Genomic DNA, 17,974 nt, shown 5'->3' with positions numbered 1-17,974 from the left:
AGGCGGTCCCGGGTGCTCCAGTGTCCGGCTTTCCACCGGATCGCGCATGTACGGGCCCGTCGTCTAGACCATCGGCCGGGCGTCGCGCAGCAGGTCGGCGGCCCGTTCGGCGATCATCACCGTGGGCGCATGGGTGTGGCCCCGGGTGATGGCCGGCATCACCGAGGCGTCCGCGACGCGCAGGCCCGTCACACCGCGCACCCGCAGCCGGGGGTCGGTCACCGTGTCGTCACCGGTGCCCATCCGGCAGGTGCCCACCGGGTGGTAGAGCGTCTCCGCGACGGCGCGCACCGTCTCCGCGGCGGCCTTGTCGTCCTGCTCGCCGGGCCACGGCTCCAGCGGCCCGGTGACGTGCGGGGCCAGCGCCCGCGTCCGGTACAGCCGCTCGGCGAAGCGGATACCGGCCAGCAGCCGCCGCAGATCCGCCTCGGACGACAGATAGCCGGGGTCGATGACCGGCGGCGCGTCCGGATCCGGCCCGCCCAGCGTGATCCGGCCGCGGCTCTCCGGTCGCAGCAGGACGACCCCGATGGTGACGCCGTGCTCGGTCGGCGCCTCCAGACCGTGCCGGACGAACGGGACCGGCGCGAAGATCAGCTCCAGGTCCGGCGGGGCGGGCTCGCCGGCGCTGTGCAGGAACGCGACGGCCTCGCCGATGTTGGAGGTCAACGGGCCGCGCCGGGACAGCAGGTAGCGCGCGATGTTGGCGGGGGTGTCGGCGCCGGTGAGGGTGCGGGGCAGCGCGGTGCGCATCAGGACCGGTACGGACAGGTGGTCCTGGAGGTGGCGGCCCACGGCGGGCAGCTCGGCCACCGGCTCGATCCCGGCGTCCCTCAGCCGGTCGGTGTCGCCGATGCCGGAGCGCAGCAGCAGGTGCGGCGAGCCGATCGCGCCCGCGCACAGGACGACCTCACGGCGGGCCCGCAGCACGCCGCCGGGCAGCTCGACCCCGTACGCCCGGCCGTCCCCGAACAGGACGCGGCGGACCTGCTGTCCCGTGACGACCCGCAGGTTGGCGCGGGGCAGCGCCGGGCGCAGATAACCGTCGGCCGCGCTCCACCGGCGTCCGCGCCGCTGGTTGAGCGGGGTGGGGGCGCAGCCGCTCCGGTCCGGCTCGTCGAGTTCGGCGAGCCGTGGCAGGCCCGCCTCCTCGCAGGCGTCGAGGAAGGCGTCGGTCAGGGGGTGGAAACTGCGGGCCGGGGAGATCCACAACGGGCCCGCGGTGCCGTGCGCCGTCCCGCCGGGCGGCCCGGCCCAGCGCTCGGCGCGCCGGAAGTAGCGGGCCACCTCGGCCCAGGACCACTCCTCACCCGCCGACCCGGCCCAGCCGTCGTAGTCGGCGGGGTGCCCGCGCACCCACATCATCGCGTTGAGCGACGAGGAGCCGCCCAGGGTCCGGCCGCGCGGCCAGTACAGCTCCCGTCCGCGCAGGCCCGTCTGGGGGGCCGTGGTGAAGTTCCAGTCGTACGGGGTGCGGAAGAGCTTGGGGAACGCCGCCGGGACGCGGACCTCCTGTCTGCGGTCCGGCCCGCCGGCCTCCACCAGCGCCACCCGTACCGTCGGGTCCTCGGACAGCCGGGCCGCGAGCACACAGCCCGCCGATCCGGCGCCGACGACGACGTAGTCGTACACCTGGCCGTACCGCACCGCAGTGACCATCCGAGCCGTCCCTCCCGAAGCCCCGACGTCCCGTCCCGTGCCCCTACTTGCCGGTAACGATCGTAGGGCAAGCGGGAACGGGCGTCAGGACGGCCCGGGTGGGCGTCAGTCCGGCAGCGTGCTGGACGGGCTGGGCTGGATGAACGGGAAGGCGTTGGTGCCGCCGCACACCATCGGTCCGACCCGTACATTGCTGCCCACCAGGGTCACCAGGACCTCCGAAGGGCTGCGGGCGCCGGGGACGGAGGCGTTGGCGGCGGTGCACACCAACTGGCTCATGGAGGGGGTGTCGAGCCGCTTGGCGTTCATGGGCACGTGGACGGTGACCTTGCCGTCCTCGGTCTCCGCGGTGACCCGGCCCGGGAGCACGGGCAGCACGTTGGTGAGGCCGCGCTGCCGCTCGGCGTCGTTGGGGCCCTTCAGCAGCAGGTTGATCGCCTCCTCGGGGCCGACCGGCGCGGTCGCCGGACGGCTCGCGGGGCGCAGGCCGGTCGGGCCGAGGAAGTAGAGCTGGACGTCGGGCGCGGGTTTGCCCGGCGCCTTGAGGCCGTGGGCCGGCTCGCCCGCGTCGATCACTCCGGTCGGCGCGATGCCGCAGCCGGTGAGGGCGGTGGCCGACAGGGCACCCAGTACGCCCGCCAGCAGTCCGCCCAGCGTGATCCGCCGGGTCAGCCGGGTCCGCGCGGAGTTCGGCACGCTCACGTCTGGTCCGCCTTCCCGGCCGGTGCGGCCGCCTGGCTCTTCGCCGGGTGGTCACCGCCGCCCGCCGTGTCCTGACCGCCGTCCGTATCGGCGGGGCCGTTCTCGTCCGCAGGTGCCCGGCCGGTTTCCCCGGCCGCCTCCGGGGGGCCGGCGGCGGTGCCCGTCTCCTGCTCGGGCAGCGGCAGTTCCACGGTGAACACCGCGCCGCCGTCGGGACAGTTGGCGGCCCGCATGGTCCCGCCGTGCAGCCGTACGTTCTCCATGGCGATCGCCAGGCCCAGCCCGCTGCCCTCGGAACGGGCGCGCGCCGAGTCCGCCTTGTAGAAGCGGTCGAAGACGTGCGGGAGCACCTCGGGGTCGATGCCGGGGCCGCTGTCCACGATCCGGATCACCAGCCGGCCGTCGCCCGGCTCCGGCGCCCGCAGCAGCACCCGTACCGGCTCCCCGCCGTGGTGCAGCGCGTTGCCGACCAGGTTGGCCACCACGACGTCCAGCCGCCGCGGGTCCAGGCGCGCCCGTACGCCGTCCGGCAGCTCGGTGCACACCCGGCCCTGCCAGGCCCGGGCCTGGAGCGTCTTGCGGATCGTCTCGGCGACGTCCACCTCGTCCAGGTGCAGCGCGGCGGCCCCGGCGTCGAACCGCGAGACCTCCATGAGGTCCTCCACCATCCGGGCCAGCTTGCCGGTCTCCTGGCTGATCAGCCGGACGGCGGAGGCGGTATCGGGGTCGAGGGCGTCGGCGTCCTCGTCCAGCACGTCGGTGACGGCGGTCATCGCGGCGAGCGGCGTGCGCAGCTCGTGCGAGACGTCGGCCGCGAACCGCCGCGCGTTGGCCTCCATCCGGCGCAGGTCGGCGACGCTCTCCTCCAGCTTGGCGGCCATGTCGTTGAACGTACGGGACAGGTCGGCCAGCTCGTCGGCGCCCTTGACCTCCAGCCGGGTCTCCAGCTTGCCCTCGGCGATCCGCCCGGCGGCCTGCCGCAGCCCGCGCACCGGCCGCAGCACCCCGCGCGCCGCGAGCAGCGCCGGGACCACGGCCAGCCCGAGCACCGGCAGGGCGCCCCGCTGCGCGGCGCTCACCAGCGCCTCGACGTTGGCCTCTTCCGCGCGCAGCGGGAGCTGGGCGTAGACGGACAGCGGGGACGCCGTACGGGTCTCGGTCTGCGACTGCATCACCGGCATGCCGATCAGCAGCCAGGGCTCGCCGTCCCGGTCCACCCGCTGGAACGCCGTCACATGCCGGGTCTCGACGGACTCGCGCAGCTCGGCGGGGACGATGACGGGGTTGCGCAACTGGCTCCGGTCGTTCTCCGCGAGGCCCTTGTACTGGACGTAGACGTCCCAGTCCCGGGCCTTGCCGGAGCGGTCGAGCTGCCGGCTGAACTCGTCGACGTCCGCACGGGTCGGCGGTACGGCGAGGTCCGGCGCCAGCGAGTTGACCTGCCCCCGCAGGTCCTTGATCGCGGTGTCCTGCGAGCGCTGGAGGATGGCGTTGCGGGCCTCGCGGTAGGTCAGCGCCGCGGTGGTGAGCGCGCTGACGGCGGCGACCAGCAGGAACGCGACGACGAGCCGGGCCCGCAGGCCGCGCGGCAGGGAGCGGGTCAGCGTGCCGCGCCGCGGGCGGCCGGCGGACCGGGGACGCTTCACAGGGGGCCGAAACGGTAGCCGAAGCCGCGGACGGTCTGGACGTACCGGGGGGAGCGCGGGGTGTCCTCGATCTTCGTACGCAGCCGCATCACGCACGCGTCCACCAGGCGCGCGTCGCCGTGGTAGCTGTGCTCCCAGACGTGCTCCAGCAACTGCTGGCGGCTGAAGACCTGGCCGGGGGTCGCCGACAGGAACAGCAGCAGCTTCATCTCGGACGGGGCCAGCGGGAGGTCGGTGCCGCCCTTGGAGACGACGAGTCCGGCCCGGTCGACAGTCAGTTCGCCGTAGGTCTCCACGGGGGCCGGGCCCGGCTCGGCGGGGCCGGTGTCCCCGTCGGCGGGCAGCGCGGTGCGCCGCAGCACCGCACGGATGCGGGCCTCCAGTACTTCGCCGCGCGCGGGCTTGACGATGTAGTCGTCGGCGCCCGCCTCCAGGCCGAGGACCACGTCGAGGTCGTCGCCGCGGGCGGTGAGCATGATGATCGGAAGCTGGCGGTCGGCGCGGATGCGCCGGCAGACCTCGAAGCCGTCCTTGCCCGGGAGCATCAGGTCCAGCAGCACGATGTCGGGGCGGAAGGCGGGCAGGAGGTCCAGGCCGTCCTCGCCGCTGGCCGCGGCCGCCACCTCGTGGCCGCGCCGGCGGAGCGCGAGGGTGACTCCGTCGCGCACGGCGGCGTCGTCCTCGATCAGAAGTACTCGGGGCATGGCACCAGTATCAATAAGTTTCATGATGGATCGGTAACAGGCGGATCCTGACCGCAATTCTTCGCATCTGTCCTCATGCAAGGCAGTGAACGCGCGAGCACACCGCAGGGGGAAGCGTACGGCGCCCACGGAGGCGTCCGTACCCGGGACCGCGGTGGCCCGCGCACGACGGCAGTGAGGGACGGGATTCGCAATGGCACGGCACGTCAGGCGGAGCGGCATCATCGGGGGAACCGCGGTGGCGGTGGCGTCGCTCGGGGTGGCCGGCTATCTGACCTTCGGGCAGTCCGGCGCCACCTCCGAGGCGCACGCGGGCACCACCGAACAGGCCAAGCCCGCCCCGGTGGACCCGAGCATCGTGCACGCCTCCGACCGGCCCGGCAAGAGCCTCAACATCACCATCGACGACGGCCCGGACCCGGTCTGGACCCCCAAGGTGCTGGCCACGCTCAAGAAGTACGACGTCAAGGCCACCTTCTGCATGATCGGCCCGCAGGCCGCGGCCCACCCGGACCTGGTCAAGCAGGTGGTGGCGGCCGGCCACAGGCTCTGCGACCACACCATCAGCCACAACACCGGCATGGACCACCAGCCCGAGGCGTACCAGTCGAAGCAGATAGCCGACGCCCAGCAGATGATCGAGAAGGCGGCCGGCGGCCCGCGGGTCGACTACTACCGGGCGCCGGGCGGCGCGTTCACCCCGTACAGCAGGAAGCTGGCGGCGGAGCGGGGGATGCGCCCGCTCGGCTGGAACGTGGACAGCAAGGACTTCGAGCGGCCGGGCACCGACGTGATCGTGCGCACGGTGCGCAAGGAGCTGCGCAACGGACCGACCGTCCTCTTCCACGACGGCGGCGGCGACCGAAGCCAGACGGTGGCGGCGATGGACCGGCTGCTGCCGTGGATGAAGCAGCAGGGGTACGGATTCGGGTTCCCGAAGCGCTGACGCGGGGCGGGGAGCGGCGGCGGGGCCCCGGGTGCGGAGCCGGGGTCCGGGCGCCGCTCCTCACACGTCGCCGAGCAGCTCCGCGAGGCCCCGGTCCACGTCGAGGAGTTCCCGGCCCGCGGGCACGGCCTGGTACGTACGGTCCAGGAAGCGGCGCAGGTCGGCGGCGTCGACCTGCACCATCGCGACGCCGTCCTCGACGTGGAACTCCAGCACCGTGCGGCCCCGGCCCACCGGGCGCACCCGTACGTCTCCGGTGCCCGCCGGGGACTCCAGACCGTCGGCGAGGAGTTCACGGGCGAAGGCCCAGTCGACCGCGGCGCCGTCCAGGGAGATCTCCGGCGGGAAGGTGATCCGCACGGCGAGGGGGTCGGCCGGGTGGTAGTGCAGCACCGCGGGCACGGTCCGGGAGCCGGGCGCGGTCGCGATGAGACGTACCTGGACGGCTTGGTCGATGACACTCTGCACCGCGGCTGCTCCCTTGCGGATGTCGGGTCGGGACGTGGCTTACACCGTGTAGGACGGTGTGCCCGCCCGAGCCGTGCACGTGACAGGGGTGTGATTTATGTCATGTCCAGGTCGTCATGGTTGGTGGGCAACGCGTGGGTTGGCAAGGGTTTGTGGTCACCTCCGGCGCCGGTGGGCGCGGGACTTCGCGGGGCCGTACGTCAGGAACTCCTCCAGGATTCCGGGTGCCGCGGCCGCCGCAAGAGCCGGAGCGTCGTCCGCCGGAATGTCGCGTATGTGGTAACCGTCCTCACCCGCGGCGACCGCGGCGGTGAGAGTGACCAGACCGGCCCGGCGGCTGAACGGCGTACTGGAGAACGTCCAGGCCGCGACCGCCTCGCGCTGGAGCGCCACGGTGTCCCGGCTGAACGTGCCGGAACGCGTGACCAGATACCGATCGTCGGTCCCGTGCCCCAGGCTGCGGTACGCGTCCCGGGCCAGCCACAGCACCACCGGCACCGACACCAGCGCGAACAACCAGGCGCAGTGCAGCAGTACGGGAGTCAGGAGAGCGCCCAGGGCCGCGAGAACGAGGGTCCCCGGCAGCGTCACGAGGAGCAGCCCGCGCGTCCGTCGGCGGCGCAGGGCCGCCCGAGGGTGTCCGCGGAGACCGGCGTCGGGGAACCCGTCGCGCAGCGTCCCCGACGCGGTGCGGACGGCCTCGGCACGCGGTGCGGGCGGCAGGATCACACTGCGCTTACGGTTCTCCTCCTTGTTGCCCAGGCCGCCCGCGACCGCGCGGACGGTGGCGCCGCCTCCCGCCCGCAGCAGCAGCGGCTCGCGCAGGATCACGCCACGCAGCCGGGCCCGCTCGATGGTCACCGACCGGGTGGTGAGCAGGCCGCGGTGCACCCGCAGCGTGCGCGCGTCGGTCCATTCGAGACGGAACTTCCACCAGCCCTCGACGTAGAGGGCGAGCGCGCCGACCGTACCGAGGGCGACGACGGCCAGCAGTGCGAGCGGAATCGTCACCCAGAGCGCGCGGGCGCCGAACTCGTCGAACGCGTCGCGCACGACGCCCAGCTTCCACGGCTCGATACCGGCGCCGTCCAGGACGCGGTAGACGCCGCCGGCCGCGGCGAAGACCCCGCCGATCACCCAGAAGGTGAGCGGCGCGTAGCGCAGCCAGCGCCAGTTGATACGGGAGACGACCGGGTCCTCGTCGGTGGCCCGGACGTCGGCGCGGGCGAGCAGTACGGTCCGCAGCCGCTCCGCGTCGGCCGCCGTCAGCGCCTCCAGCGAGAGTTCGCCGCCGCCGTCCGCCGAGCCCGCGGTGCCGGCCCGCAGGACGGTGACGCCGAGCAGCCGGTGCAGCGGTGAGGCCGTCAGATCGACCGTACGGATGCGGTGCAGCGGCACGGACTTCAGCCGCCGGGTCAGCACCCCGCTGCGCACCTCGAAGGAGTCGTGGGTGACCCGGTAGTCCGTACGGGCCCAGCGGACCCACCCGATCACGGTGAGGACCGCGAAGCTGACCGCGACGGACGCCAGGGTGATCCAGGCGCCGGTCCCGATCCGGCCGCCGGTGGCCAGCGCGGTCAGCGCGAACGAGCCGAGCGGGGCGGCCAGCCAGCCGCAGTGCGCCAGGAGGGTGCGCCGGGCCGGCCGGTGCCACCGGGGAGGCGCGCCGGTGACGGGAGGCGTGGCGGTGGTCATGCGGCATCACCCGGCACGGCCTGGGCGGCCTCGCCGATGCGCCGCGCCAGCTCCTCGGCGTCCGCGTCGGACAGCCCGGCTATCTTCACGTCACCCGCGGTGGAGGCGGTGGTGACGGTGACCGTCGCGAGTCCGAACCGCTGCTGCACCGGGCCGCGCACGGTGTCCACGGTCTGCACCCGCGACAGCGGCGCGATCCGCCGCTTCTGCCAGAACCAGCCGCTCGCCGCGTACACCGCGCGGCCGCCCAGCTCCCAGGCGTGCACGGAGTACCGCCACCGCGGCATGACCAGCAGGTAGCCGAGCGCCGGCAGGACCAGTGCGACGAGCAGGAGCGGCGCGAGCCAGGGCAGGGCGCCGGGGAAGAACAGCACCGAGCAGACCGCCAGGGCGAGCGCGGTGAGCAGCGCCGGACCGCTGACCGTCAGCAGCGCCTGGACGGTCCACCAGCGGCGGGCGCGGGGATCGACCCGGTTGCGGGGCGGCCGCAGCAGGGGAGTGGCGGGTGCGGACATGAGGGTTCCCCGTTCTTTGGCAAGTCGATCGTATTGAGTAGCGGTACGTTATAACGGTACGAGCGACTTGTAAAAAGAAGGCGAGGCCACGGTCACGTGCCGAAGAAGGTGGACCACGAAGCGCGGCGCCGGGAGATCTCCCAGGCGCTGTGGCGGATCGCGAGCGCCCGGGGCCTGGAGGGCGCGAGCCTGCGGGACGTCGCCGCCGAGGCGGGCATTTCCCTCGGGCGGCTCCAGCACTACTTCCGCACCAAGGACGAGATGCTCGTCTTCGCGCTCCGGCACATCGAGAGCCTCGCCCAGGAGCGCATCCGCGCCCGCATCGAAGCGCTGGACGGCGAGCCCACCCCGCGCGACATCCTGCGCGCCTGCCTGACGGGGATGCTCCCCCTGGACGAGCAGAGCCGCATCGGCTTCCTCGTGGGCGTGGCCCACTTCCACCGGGCCGTCCACGACCCGTCGCTGCGCACCGACGCCCGCGAAGGCATCCCCCGACTGCGCTCCTTCTTCGCCGACCAGCTTCGGACGGCGACGGAACGCGGCGAGGTACGCCCGGGGCGGGACGCCGACGACGAGGCGATGGTGCTGATCAGCCTGGTCGACGGACTCTCGACGTACATCCTGCTGGACGTCCACACCCCCGAGAAGGCCGTCCAGCTCCTGGACATGCGGCTGGACCAGCTCTTCGACGGGCCGGCGGCGGGCTGACACCGGGGGCGTGGACGCGGGGCGGGGCGACGCCGGGGCGATCTCAGTAGCGGGTGCCCTCGGCCGCCGGCAGGGCGTCCAGCTCCGCCAGGGCGGCGGGCGGCAGGGCGAGGTCCGCCGCGCCGACGTTGTCCACCAGGTACTTCGGGGTCTTGGTGCCGGGGATCGGGACGACGTACCGCCCCTGGGCGAGCACCCACGCGAGGGCGACCTGCGCGGGGGAGGCGCCGTGCTGCCCGGCGATGGCGCGGACCTTGCCCACCAGCTCCAGGTTGGCCTTCAGCGCGTCCTGCTGGAAGCGCGGCAGGCGGCGGCGGAAGTCGTCCTGCGGCAGCTCGTCGAAGGAGGTGATGCCGCCGGTCAGGAAGCCGCGGCCGAGCGGCGAGAACGGCAGGAAGGCGATGCCCTGCGCCTCGCAGTACGGCACGACCTCGTCCAGCGCCTCGCGGGTCCACAGCGACAGTTCGGACTGCACGGAGGCGACCGGGTGCACGGCCTGCGCGCGCCGGATCTCCTCGACGGTCGGCTCCGACAGACCGATGTGCCGGGCCTTGCCCGCCTGGACGGCCTCGGCCAGCGCGCCCCAGCTCTCCTCGACCGGCACCTCCGGGTCCACCCGGTGCAACTGGTAGAGGTCCACGTAGTCGGTGCCGAGGCGGCGCAGGCTCGCGTCGATGGAGCGGCGGATGTGCTCGGGGCGGCCGTTGCGCACCAGCGCGGTGTGATCACCCGGCTTGTCCGGGGACATCTCCAGCCCGACCTTCGTGGCCAGCACCACCCGCTCCCGGTACCCGCCCGCCAGCGCCCGGCCCACCAGCTCCTCGTTGGTGTACGGGCCGTAGACGTCGGCGGTGTCGATGAGCGTCGACCCGAGGTCGACCGCCTGCCGGAGCACGTCGACGGAGGTCGCCTCGTCGCGGCCGGCCGGGTCGTAGGCATGCGTCATGCCCATGCAGCCGAGGCCGATGACGCCGACCTCGGGTCCGGTGCTGCCGAGCGTGGTGGTGCGCATGACGGGGCTCCTCGGGATGAGTGCGGGATCGTTTCGCCGGTCACTCTTCCTGTTGAAGCGCACTCGAAGTCAAGCGGGAGGCGGGACGGCGTACACGTCGGAAATCCGCCGGAAGCGCGTCCCCGCTCCTGTTGGACTGTGGCCCATGGACACCTCGACCGCTTCGCCCGTCCCGGCCCCAACCGCCGCCGTCGCGGACCGGGCACGTGCCTTTCGCGCCCTGCACGACGACGCCCGGCGGCACGGCGCCCCGCTGGTGCTGCCCAACGCCTGGGACCTCGCGAGTGCCCGCCTCGTCGAAGCGGCGGGCGCGCGGGCCGTCGCCACCACCAGCGCGGGCGTCGCCTGGGGACTGGGCGCGCCGGACGGTGACCGGCTCGGCCGCGAACGGGCCCTGGACCTGATCGCACGGATCGTCGCCGCCGTCGCGGTGCCCGTCACCGCGGACATCGAGAGCGGCTACGGGGACCGGCCCGAGGACGTGGCCGAAACGGTGCGCGGAGTCGTCGCGGCAGGCGCGGCGGGCGTCAACATCGAGGACGCCACGCACGGCGGACCCGCCCCGCTGCGGCCCGCGCGGGAGCAGGCGGCCCGGATCGCCGCCGCGCGCCGGGCGGCCGACGGGGCCGGCGTGCCGCTGTTCCTCAACGCCCGGATCGACACGTACCTGTCGGAGGCAGGTGAGAACGAGGAGGCGCGGCTCAAGGAGACGCTGGAGCGGGCAGCCGTCTATGCAGAGGCAGGAGCGGACGGCGTCTTCGTGCCGGGAGTCGTGGACCCCGCGACCGTACGGGAGCTGGCCGCGGGCATCACCCTCCCGTTGAACGTGATGGCGGGCCCCGACGCGCCGACCGTCGCCGAACTCGGCGCGCTGGGCGCCGCCCGGGTCAGTGTCGGCTCGGGCATCGCGCAGGCCGCACATGCGCTGGTGCGCGCCGCGGCCCGCGAACTGCTGACCACCGGCACGTACGGCACGCTGGCGGACGGTCTCGCCTACGGCGAGCTGAACACCCTGCTGGGGCGCGACTGACTGAGCGTTTGGTCCTGTGGTGGGTGTCTGGTTCCGGGGGGTCAGGTTCCGCGCCAGTTGGGGGTGGTTTCGCCGGTGAGGCGGCGGGTCATGAGGTCGATCACCGCGAGCTGGATCAGGGCCTCGGAGCGGTGCGGGTGGGTTTCGTAGTCGCGGGCGAGTCTGCGGTGGTGCATGAGCCAGCCGATGCTGCGCTCGATGGTCCAGCGCTGCGGAATGAGCACGAAGCCGCGGCGGCCCGGCGGGCGGGTGACGGGCTGGACATCGATGCCGAGCCGGGCGCCGTGGTCGATGGCGCGGGTGCGGTAGCCGGCGTCCACCCAGGCCTTGGTCACGCGCGGGTGGGCCGCGGCGATGCGGGTCAGTAGGGTGGTGCCGGCCGCGGTGTCGGACACGCTGGCGGCGGTGACCAGGACGGTCAGCAGCAGGCCCAGGGTGTCGCAGCCGAGGTGGCGCTTGCGGCCGATGATCCGCTTGCCGGCGTCGGCGCCCTGGCCGGCGCGGGGAACGTTGGCGGAGGTCTTGACGGTCTGGGAGTCCAGCACGCACGCGGACGGCTCGGCGCCGCGGCCCTCGGCCTCGCGGACCAGGCGCCGCAGCAGGCCGGTGAGCTGGGTGAAGACGCCGTCCCGTTGCCACTGGGCGAAGTAGCCGTAGACGGTCTGGTTGGGCGGGAAGTCGTGGGGCAGGTAGCGCCAGGGGACGCCGGTGCGGTCGACGTAGAGGATCGCGTCCATGAGGCGGCGCAGGTCGTGCTCGGGCGGGCGGCCGAAGCCCAGGGCGCCTTGGCGGCGCCGGGCCTGCCAGGCGGTGAGCACGGGTTCGATCAGCTCCCAGCGGGCATCGGACAGGTCACTTGGATAGGGGCGACGGCTGGTCATGACCTGGACGTACCGCCGGTCGGGGGCGTGCGCCCAGGCGCATGTCCGGCCGCGTGGAAGCACGGAACAGAAGCGGGCGTCCTGGAATGAGACAGGCGGAAGCAGGCTCTCGCCCCAGACACCACACCGTCCGCCTCGCCGGCCCTGACTTTCACTACAGACTCACCAGAACCAGCTCAGCAGTGGACACAAAACCAGGGATAACACCGCACTACAGAGGAAAACGACTTCTGAGAGGTTGTTTTTTCCTGTTTCATGGCAATAGGAACGTTTTTGTGAACTGCGAGAACGTGGTGCTGATGGGATCTGAGGCGCGGTTGGTTCCTGGGAGCCGGAGGGGGGGACGCCTGGGGGGCGAGGCGGCTTGCGCCTGTCTCATCCCAGGACGCCCGTTCCGCGGCCGCGCTGCCACAGGGGCGGACGCGCGCCTGGGCGCGCGCCCGCACCGGCGGTACGGCCCAGTCATGAGCGCACGACGCCCCTGCCCGAGTGATCTGTCCGATGCCCGCTGGAAGCTGATCGAGCCTGTCCTGGCAGCCTGGCGCTTCGAGCGCCGCGCCCGGGCCCTGGACATCGGGCGACCGCCCGAACACGGCCTGCGCGAGATCATGAACGCGATCCTGTACGTCGACCGCGCCGGCGTGCAGTGGCGCTACCTGCCCCACGACTTCCCACCCTGGGAAACGATCTACGGCTACTTCGCCAAGTGGCAGAAGGACGGCGTCTTCGCCCAGCTCAACGGCCTGCTGCGGGACCTGGTACGCCAGCAGCAGGGCCGGAACGCGGAACCATCGGCCGGCGTGATCGACGCGCAGAGCGTCAAGAGCGCCGCCAGCGTCCCCGCCGGGAGCCAGGGCACGGACGCGGGCAAGAAGATCGTGGGCCGCAAGCGGAGCATCATCACCGACACGCTCGGCCTCCTGTTCGCGGTGCTGGTCACCGCGGCCGGCGTCCAGGACTCCACCGCCGGCACTCAGCTGCTCGACCAGGTCGCCGCCGACCACCCGCGCCTGCGCAAGGTCTGGGTCGACGGCGGCCACCGCAAGTACCTCGTCGAGCACGCCGCCGCCCTCGGCATCGATATGGAAACCGTCGAACGCACCCCCGGGACCAGGGCATTCACCCCGTTCCCGAAGCGGTGGACGGTCGAGCGCACCTACGGCTGGCTGATGCTGCACCGCCGCCTGGTCCGCGACTGCGACACCCTCCCGGCCCGCTCCGAAGCCCTGATCCACCTGGCCATGACCGACCTCATGGCCCGCCGCCTCACCGGCGAGAACACCATCTCCTGGCGCACCCCGACATCACCGGATCAAACACGCATCACGGGATGAAACAACGGGAGAAAACGACCTCTGAGGCAGGACGGCCGCACCCGGCGGCCTACGCCTCGCGCAGCAGGGCCGCGAGGTCGCCCTCGACGTCGAGGTGGCGGGCCTCGGCGCCCATGGGCACCGCGCCGTACGACCGCATCAGGAACCGGCGCAAGTCACGGGCCGGGAACTGCACCATGGCCAGGCCGTCGGCGGTGTGGAACTCCAGCATCGTGTGGTCCGGGCCGCACGGCCAGATGTGCACGTCACCCTGGCCGGACGGCTCCCGCAGGCCGTCCGCCAGCAGGTCGCGCGCGAAGGTCCACCCGACCTCCGCGCCGTCCAGCGACGCCACCGGCGGGAAGACGACGTGCACCGCCAGCGGGTCCTCGCTGTCGTAGCGCAGCCGGGCGGGGACCTTCCGCGACCGGGGCACGGTCGCGATCAGTCGGGCGTGTACGGCTTGGTCGATGGCGTGGGGCATCGCCGGCTCCCTGGGTGCTCGTGCGGACGGGTCTGTGCCTCTACGACCCGTAAGACGCGCCGCGTATTACGCCAGTGCACCGAATCGCCGCGTGAGGTACGTCACGAACTTTGATCGCGGCGATATGTGCTCCTTACGCTTGCGCAATCCAAGCAAGGCCGTCAGAACCGGAATGGGTCTGCCCGCGCACGAGAGCCTGTGACCGGACCGGGGCGCCCGGCCGGAGGCGCGGCGCAGCTCCGGCGCTGGGGGGTGACACGTCAGGGGTTGGCCGTTCATGTCCGAAGCATCCGCAGGGTCCCCGGCGTCGACGGCGGACGACTACACCCGGCTCTACGAGCGCGAGCACCCGCGCCTGGTCGCCTACGCACGGTCGCTGACCACCAGCGCCTGGCTCGCCGAGGACCTCGTCGCCGAGGCGCACTTCCGGGTCTGGCGCCGCATCCGGTCCGGGCACCGCATCGACAACGTCCCGGCCTACCTCCGTACCACGATCCGCCACCTCGCCTCGGCCGTCGGCGCGGCCAACGCCCGGGAGATACCGCAGGACCCCGAGGACGGCCAGGCGTGGCCCGGCACCGGTCCGGCGGCCGAGCACGCCGACCCGGCGCAGCGCGTCGCCTACGTCGATCTGCTCGCCCGCGTCATGGGACGGCTCCCGCAGCGCTGGGTGACGGCGCTGTGGCTGGCGGAGGCCGAGGACCAGCCGCTGGAGGCGGTCGGCAAGGCGATCGGGGCGGGCAAGGGCGCGACGGCCGTGCTGCTGCACCGGGCCCGGGAGGGCATGCGGCAGGCGTTCCTCGGCTCGGTGCCCGGCACCCCGGACGACCCGGCGTGCGAGGTGCACTGGCAGCGGATGCCCGCGTACGTACGGGGCGAGGCCACCGCGAAACAGGCCGACGGGGTCACCGGCCACCTCGCGGACTGCCCCGACTGCCGGGCCCGCATGGCACTGCTCACCCGGGCCAACGACCGGCTGCCCGCGCTCACCGGCCCCGCGCTGCTGGTGTTCCTGGCGGGCGGTTCGGCGAAGTTCCTGCTGCCGCTCGCGGGGGCCGGGGCCGCCGCGGCCGGGGCGCCCACGCGGCCGGGAGCGGTACGGCCGCGTCCGTGCAGAAGGCGCTCACCGCCGTACAGAAATCCGTACGGCATCTGCTACGCGGGCAGATCGGGCAGGCCGGGCCGGTGGCCGCCACCGTCGCGGGTGTCGGCGTCGCGGTGGTCGCCGGGGTGGCGGTCGCCGCGGGCATCGCGCTGACCGGCGGCGAAGCGGCGCCGACGGCCGAGCGGACGGCGGCGGCGCCGGACGGGGCCGGGGGCGGCACGCGACCGGGCGACGGCGCGGGCCGGGCGGTGCCCGAGGCCACCGAGGAGCGGTCGGCGACGTCCGTACCCACCGGCGTTCCGGCCGCACCGTCGGCACCGGCGGCCCGTGGCACGGCGAGTGCGGCGTCGGCGCCCCGTGCGGGCGGACCGGCCGCCTCGCCGTCAAGCTCACCCGCACTCACGCCGTCCCCCACGAGATCGGCGACGAGCCCCGCTCCGGACCCGACGGCGTCCGGACCGACCGCGACCCCCACGCCCGCACCGACCGGCAGTCCCACGGCACGGCCCACGCCCACTCCGACTCCCACCCCCACGCTCACCCCGACTCCGACGGTCTCGCCCACCCCGACGCTCACGCCCACCCCCACCGCCGGCCCCACCCCGCCCGAGCACTGCCACTGGGGCTGGGGCTGGGTGTGGATCTGCCGTATCGGCTGACGCCGCCGCGGCGTCAGTCCGTGACCGTGCTGCGGTTCTCGTAGGCGAGGTCGCCGTACTCGGGGTGCCGCGCCATCCAGCCCGCGACGAACGGGCACACGGCCAGCACCCGCAGCCCGTCCGCCCGTGCCGCGTCCAGCGCGTGCCGGGTCAGCGCCGAACCGACGCCGTTGCCCTCGTACACCGGGTCCACCTCGGTGTGCACGAGCGCGATCAGCCCCTCGGCGCGCAGATAGGCCGCCACGCCCGCCACTTCGCCGCCGATCCTGGCCTCGTAGCGGTTCGCGGCGCGGTCGTCGGTCACCGTCACCGGGGCCGGCGCGTTCATGAGCGGATCTCCTGCCGGTCCATCGCCGTCTCCTCCCGCTTCGCCCCCCGGCCGCTTCCGTACCCCCTGTTCAGCACAGTAGGAGCGGCACCGGGCCGGCGCGAGGCGAGACGCGTACGGAGGCTCGTACGGGAATGTCTGGACGGGGCGTCCCGGCTGGGCTAGCTTCCAGCGTCATGAGGGTCATGGGGAAGCCGGGACAGCAAGGACAGCCGGGACGCCGGAGACGCGGGCGCGGAGTGTGGGCGGTGGCCTGCGCCGCGGTGATCGGCGTCGCGGGCGCGGCTCCCGTGTCGGCACAGCCGTCCGCCGCCGCACGTCCCGCCGCGGGGCCGCTGACGGTGTCCGGGGTGCTGGGCGGCGGCTGGGACGAGAAGGACAGCGACAGCCACGCGCGCTTCCGCGGCCTGGCCGCCGTCAGCCGCAGCACCGCCTGGGTCGCGGGCACCGGCGGGACCGTGCTGCGCACCCGCGACGGCGGTGACCACTGGCGGGACGTCTCGCCGCCGGGCGCCGGGAAGCTGGAGTTCCGCGACATCGAGGCGTTCGACGCGCGGCACGCCGTGGTGCTGTCGGCCGGCGAGGGCGCGGCGTCCCGGGTCTTCCGTACGGACGACGGCGGCGCCACCTGGACCGAGAGCTTCCGCAACACCGACCCGCGCGCCTTCTACGACTGCATGACGTTCTTCGACAGCAGCCACGGCATCGCGCTCGCCGATCCCGTCGACGGCACGTACCGCATCCTGTCCACCGCCGACGGCGGCCGGAACTGGCGGGTGCTGCCCACCCGCGGCATGCCGCCCGCCCAGCCCGGCGAGGCGTCCTTCGCGGCCAGCGGCCAGTGCCTGGTCAGCTCCGGCGCGTACGACGCGTGGTTCGCGACCGGCGGCGCGGCGAAGAGCCGGGTCCTGTACTCCCCGGACCGCGGCCGGAGCTGGACCGTCTCCGAGACGCCGGTCCCGGCGGGCGACCCGGCGCGCGGCGTCTTCGGCCTGGCCTTCCGCGACCGTACGCACGGGCTCGCGGTCGGCGGCGACCACCGGACCGGCCGGCCCTCGCCCAAGGCCGCCGCGGTGAGCGCGGACGGCGGCGCGTCCTGGCAGGCGGCCGCCCGGCCGCCGAAGCGCTACCGGTCCGGTGTGGCCTGGTTCCCCCGCACCACGCGCGTCGCCCTGGCCGTCGGGCCGACGGGCAGCGACGTCACGCTCGACGGCGGCCGGTCCTGGCACACCTTCGACGACGAGTCGTACGACACCGTCGACTGCTCCGCCGACCTCGGCTGCTGGGCGGCGGGGGAGGACGGGCGCGTCGCCCGCCTGGAGCCGTGAGGTAGCGGCGGGCGGGCGCCCTGAGGCCGTCGTACCCGGCCCTCAGGGCACCCGCGCCGACACCGCCACGACGTGCGGCGCCGCCAGGTAGCGCGCGAACAGTGACGCGCTGCCCTCGGCGGCGGTGCGCGGCAGTTGCCAGGCGATGCCGGTGAACCCGGCCTCCGTCAGGGCCCGTTCGTGCGCCTCGCGGGACCAGTAGTAGGCGGTCACCCGGAACGTCTCCTCCTCGGCCCGGCCGTGCAGCCCGACGGGGTCGCCGTCCCGCAGGTGGGCGTCGGCCACGGTGAGGTCGAAGCCGTAGGGCCGGTAGTAGTGCGGGACGGTCGCGAGATCCGGATTGAGCGTGACGGCCACGAAGCGGCCGCCCGGGGCGAGCGTGTCGCGGGCGGCGGCGCACAGCCGGGTCAGCGCCGCCGGGGTGGGGGCGCAGGACGGCGCGTAGACGGCCACGGTCACGTCGAACGCCCCGTCGAGGGCGTCGGTGGTCGCCGTGTCGAGAACGCGGTACGACACGCCGAGGGGCTCCACCTCCTCCCGGTGCCGGGCGTGCGCGATCATCCCGGGCGACCGGTCGACACCGAGCACCCGGGCCGCCCCGTTCCGGGCGAAGAAACGGGCGTAGTGCCCCGAGCCGCAGCCCAGGTCCAGGACCCGCCGCCCCTCGACGCCGTCCGCCGCGGCGAGGACGGAGGGCATTTCGATGTGCCGCCGGAAGGGCAGCTCGTCGATGCTGCGCTCGTGCAGCGCGGCCATACCGTCGAAGGGGGAAGTCATGTCGCTGCCTCCGG

The 17,974-nt window shown here is 73.8% G+C and carries 19 protein-coding genes; 7 read left to right on the top strand and 12 right to left on the bottom strand.

Annotated elements, in window-relative coordinates; translation table 11 throughout:
* Positions 1 to 63 precede the first annotated feature (63 nt).
* From EJG53_RS06255 to EJG53_RS06240, 4 genes are all read right to left on the bottom strand, one after another.
* The gene (locus EJG53_RS06255; protein WP_125044005.1) at positions 64 to 1,659 is read right to left on the bottom strand and encodes a GMC family oxidoreductase; all 1,596 of its coding nucleotides are present in this window, start codon (positions 1,657 to 1,659) and stop codon (positions 64 to 66) included.
* Positions 1,660 to 1,764: 105 nt separating this feature from the next.
* On the bottom strand, positions 1,765 to 2,361 hold the full coding sequence (locus EJG53_RS06250) for a GerMN domain-containing protein (RefSeq protein WP_125044004.1): 597 nt from the start codon (positions 2,359 to 2,361) through the stop codon (positions 1,765 to 1,767).
* Positions 2,358 to 4,007 carry a sensor histidine kinase gene (locus EJG53_RS06245; protein WP_174856370.1) on the bottom strand — a complete coding sequence of 550 codons (1,650 nt, stop codon included), beginning with the start codon at positions 4,005 to 4,007 and terminating at the stop codon, positions 2,358 to 2,360. Before EJG53_RS06245 ends, EJG53_RS06250 begins: the two co-directional genes overlap by 4 nt.
* A complete protein-coding gene (locus EJG53_RS06240) occupies positions 4,004 to 4,711 on the bottom strand; it encodes a response regulator transcription factor (protein ID WP_125044003.1) in 708 nt (235 codons plus the stop codon). The genes EJG53_RS06245 and EJG53_RS06240 overlap by 4 nt, the downstream gene beginning before the upstream one ends.
* 193 nt (positions 4,712 to 4,904) lie before the next feature.
* On the opposite strand from EJG53_RS06240, the gene EJG53_RS06235 reads away from it, so the two are divergent.
* Positions 4,905 to 5,657, top strand: a complete 753-nt coding sequence (locus tag EJG53_RS06235; protein WP_125044002.1) for a polysaccharide deacetylase family protein — start codon at positions 4,905 to 4,907, stop codon at positions 5,655 to 5,657.
* A 60-nt stretch (positions 5,658 to 5,717) separates the two neighbouring features.
* Here EJG53_RS06235 and ssgD (EJG53_RS06230) read toward each other — a convergent pair whose 3' ends face one another.
* The 3 genes from ssgD (EJG53_RS06230) to EJG53_RS06220 all read right to left on the bottom strand — a co-directional run bounded on the left by ssgD (EJG53_RS06230) (position 5,718) and on the right by EJG53_RS06220 (position 8,335).
* The gene (gene ssgD, locus EJG53_RS06230) at positions 5,718 to 6,125 is read right to left on the bottom strand and encodes a spore wall synthesis regulator SsgD (protein ID WP_125044001.1); all 408 of its coding nucleotides are present in this window, start codon (positions 6,123 to 6,125) and stop codon (positions 5,718 to 5,720) included.
* 156 nt (positions 6,126 to 6,281) lie between these two features.
* Entirely contained in the window at positions 6,282 to 7,820 is a 1,539-nt protein-coding gene (locus tag EJG53_RS06225; RefSeq protein ID WP_125044000.1) for a PH domain-containing protein, read from the bottom strand.
* Positions 7,817 to 8,335 carry a PH domain-containing protein gene (locus tag EJG53_RS06220; RefSeq protein ID WP_125043999.1) on the bottom strand — a complete coding sequence of 173 codons (519 nt, stop codon included), beginning with the start codon at positions 8,333 to 8,335 and terminating at the stop codon, positions 7,817 to 7,819. Before EJG53_RS06220 ends, EJG53_RS06225 begins: the two co-directional genes overlap by 4 nt.
* Positions 8,336 to 8,431: 96 nt before the next feature.
* Between EJG53_RS06220 and EJG53_RS06215 the strand changes: the two genes are divergently transcribed.
* Positions 8,432 to 9,043, top strand: a complete 612-nt coding sequence (locus tag EJG53_RS06215) for a TetR/AcrR family transcriptional regulator (protein ID WP_125043998.1) — start codon at positions 8,432 to 8,434, stop codon at positions 9,041 to 9,043.
* A 43-nt stretch (positions 9,044 to 9,086) separates the two neighbouring features.
* On the opposite strand, the gene EJG53_RS06210 is transcribed toward EJG53_RS06215, so the two are convergent.
* Positions 9,087 to 10,055, bottom strand: coding sequence for an aldo/keto reductase (locus EJG53_RS06210; protein ID WP_125043997.1), 969 nt, complete (start codon positions 10,053 to 10,055; stop codon positions 9,087 to 9,089).
* A 145-nt stretch (positions 10,056 to 10,200) separates the two neighbouring features.
* Here EJG53_RS06210 and EJG53_RS06205 point away from each other — a divergent pair, with 145 nt between their 5' ends.
* The gene (locus EJG53_RS06205; protein WP_125043996.1) at positions 10,201 to 11,085 is read left to right on the top strand and encodes an isocitrate lyase/PEP mutase family protein; all 885 of its coding nucleotides are present in this window, start codon (positions 10,201 to 10,203) and stop codon (positions 11,083 to 11,085) included.
* 41 nt (positions 11,086 to 11,126) lie between these two features.
* Here EJG53_RS06205 and EJG53_RS06200 read toward each other — a convergent pair whose 3' ends face one another.
* Positions 11,127 to 11,966 carry an IS5 family transposase gene (locus EJG53_RS06200; protein ID WP_125043995.1) on the bottom strand — a complete coding sequence of 280 codons (840 nt, stop codon included), beginning with the start codon at positions 11,964 to 11,966 and terminating at the stop codon, positions 11,127 to 11,129.
* Between the two features lie 464 nt (positions 11,967 to 12,430).
* On the opposite strand from EJG53_RS06200, the gene EJG53_RS06195 reads away from it, so the two are divergent.
* Positions 12,431 to 13,300, top strand: coding sequence for an IS5 family transposase (locus EJG53_RS06195; RefSeq protein WP_125043994.1), 870 nt, complete (start codon positions 12,431 to 12,433; stop codon positions 13,298 to 13,300).
* A 49-nt stretch (positions 13,301 to 13,349) separates the two neighbouring features.
* Here the strand turns inward: EJG53_RS06195 and ssgD (EJG53_RS06190) are convergent, their stop codons facing one another.
* The gene (gene ssgD / locus EJG53_RS06190) at positions 13,350 to 13,763 is read right to left on the bottom strand and encodes a spore wall synthesis regulator SsgD (RefSeq protein ID WP_125043993.1); all 414 of its coding nucleotides are present in this window, start codon (positions 13,761 to 13,763) and stop codon (positions 13,350 to 13,352) included.
* Between the two features lie 277 nt (positions 13,764 to 14,040).
* Between ssgD (EJG53_RS06190) and EJG53_RS06185 the strand changes: the two genes are divergently transcribed.
* Positions 14,041 to 15,021 (top strand): sigma factor, encoded by a 981-nt coding sequence (locus tag EJG53_RS06185; RefSeq protein WP_244955006.1) that lies wholly within the window; start codon positions 14,041 to 14,043, stop codon positions 15,019 to 15,021.
* Entirely contained in the window at positions 14,949 to 15,527 is a 579-nt protein-coding gene (locus tag EJG53_RS41620; RefSeq protein WP_167515066.1) for a hypothetical protein, read from the top strand. Before EJG53_RS06185 ends, EJG53_RS41620 begins: the two co-directional genes overlap by 73 nt.
* Before the next feature lie 13 nt (positions 15,528 to 15,540).
* On the opposite strand, the gene EJG53_RS06175 is transcribed toward EJG53_RS41620, so the two are convergent.
* Positions 15,541 to 15,855, bottom strand: a complete 315-nt coding sequence (locus tag EJG53_RS06175) for a GNAT family N-acetyltransferase (protein WP_125043992.1) — start codon at positions 15,853 to 15,855, stop codon at positions 15,541 to 15,543.
* Between the two features lie 185 nt (positions 15,856 to 16,040).
* Between EJG53_RS06175 and EJG53_RS06170 the strand changes: the two genes are divergently transcribed.
* On the top strand, positions 16,041 to 17,183 hold the full coding sequence (locus EJG53_RS06170; RefSeq protein WP_125049192.1) for a WD40/YVTN/BNR-like repeat-containing protein: 1,143 nt from the start codon (positions 16,041 to 16,043) through the stop codon (positions 17,181 to 17,183).
* 42 nt (positions 17,184 to 17,225) lie between these two features.
* Here EJG53_RS06170 and EJG53_RS06165 read toward each other — a convergent pair whose 3' ends face one another.
* On the bottom strand, positions 17,226 to 17,960 hold the full coding sequence (locus EJG53_RS06165) for a class I SAM-dependent methyltransferase (protein WP_125043991.1): 735 nt from the start codon (positions 17,958 to 17,960) through the stop codon (positions 17,226 to 17,228).
* Between the last annotated feature and the right edge of the window lie 14 nt (positions 17,961 to 17,974).

This window comes from Streptomyces chrestomyceticus JCM 4735 (genome assembly GCF_003865135.1).
Classification (GTDB): Bacteria; Actinomycetota; Actinomycetes; order Streptomycetales; family Streptomycetaceae; genus Streptomyces; species Streptomyces chrestomyceticus.
Note: the sequence above shows the minus strand (reverse complement) of the source record. Positions and strands in the feature narration are given on the sequence as shown.

Excerpts from the sequence above, each read along its gene's own strand:
- EJG53_RS06235 (WP_125044002.1), top strand. The coding sequence starts at position 4,905 with ATGGCACGGCACGTCAGGCGGAGCGGCATCATCGGGGGAACCGCGGTG.
- EJG53_RS06175 (WP_125043992.1), bottom strand. The coding sequence starts at position 15,855 with ATGAACGCGCCGGCCCCGGTGACGGTGACCGACGACCGCGCCGCGAAC.
- EJG53_RS06170 (WP_125049192.1), top strand. The coding sequence starts at position 16,041 with ATGGGGAAGCCGGGACAGCAAGGACAGCCGGGACGCCGGAGACGCGGG.
- EJG53_RS06200 (WP_125043995.1), bottom strand. The coding sequence starts at position 11,966 with ATGACCAGCCGTCGCCCCTATCCAAGTGACCTGTCCGATGCCCGCTGG.
- EJG53_RS06210 (WP_125043997.1), bottom strand. The coding sequence starts at position 10,055 with ATGCGCACCACCACGCTCGGCAGCACCGGACCCGAGGTCGGCGTCATC.
- EJG53_RS06195 (WP_125043994.1), top strand. The coding sequence starts at position 12,431 with ATGAGCGCACGACGCCCCTGCCCGAGTGATCTGTCCGATGCCCGCTGG.
- EJG53_RS06240 (WP_125044003.1), bottom strand. The coding sequence starts at position 4,711 with ATGCCCCGAGTACTTCTGATCGAGGACGACGCCGCCGTGCGCGACGGA.
- EJG53_RS06220 (WP_125043999.1), bottom strand. The coding sequence starts at position 8,335 with ATGTCCGCACCCGCCACTCCCCTGCTGCGGCCGCCCCGCAACCGGGTC.
- EJG53_RS06225 (WP_125044000.1), bottom strand. The coding sequence starts at position 7,820 with ATGACCACCGCCACGCCTCCCGTCACCGGCGCGCCTCCCCGGTGGCAC.
- EJG53_RS06255 (WP_125044005.1), bottom strand. The coding sequence starts at position 1,659 with ATGGTCACTGCGGTGCGGTACGGCCAGGTGTACGACTACGTCGTCGTC.
- EJG53_RS06205 (WP_125043996.1), top strand. The coding sequence starts at position 10,201 with ATGGACACCTCGACCGCTTCGCCCGTCCCGGCCCCAACCGCCGCCGTC.
- EJG53_RS06185 (WP_244955006.1), top strand. The coding sequence starts at position 14,041 with ATGTCCGAAGCATCCGCAGGGTCCCCGGCGTCGACGGCGGACGACTAC.
- EJG53_RS06165 (WP_125043991.1), bottom strand. The coding sequence starts at position 17,960 with ATGACTTCCCCCTTCGACGGTATGGCCGCGCTGCACGAGCGCAGCATC.
- ssgD (WP_125043993.1), bottom strand. The coding sequence starts at position 13,763 with ATGCCCCACGCCATCGACCAAGCCGTACACGCCCGACTGATCGCGACC.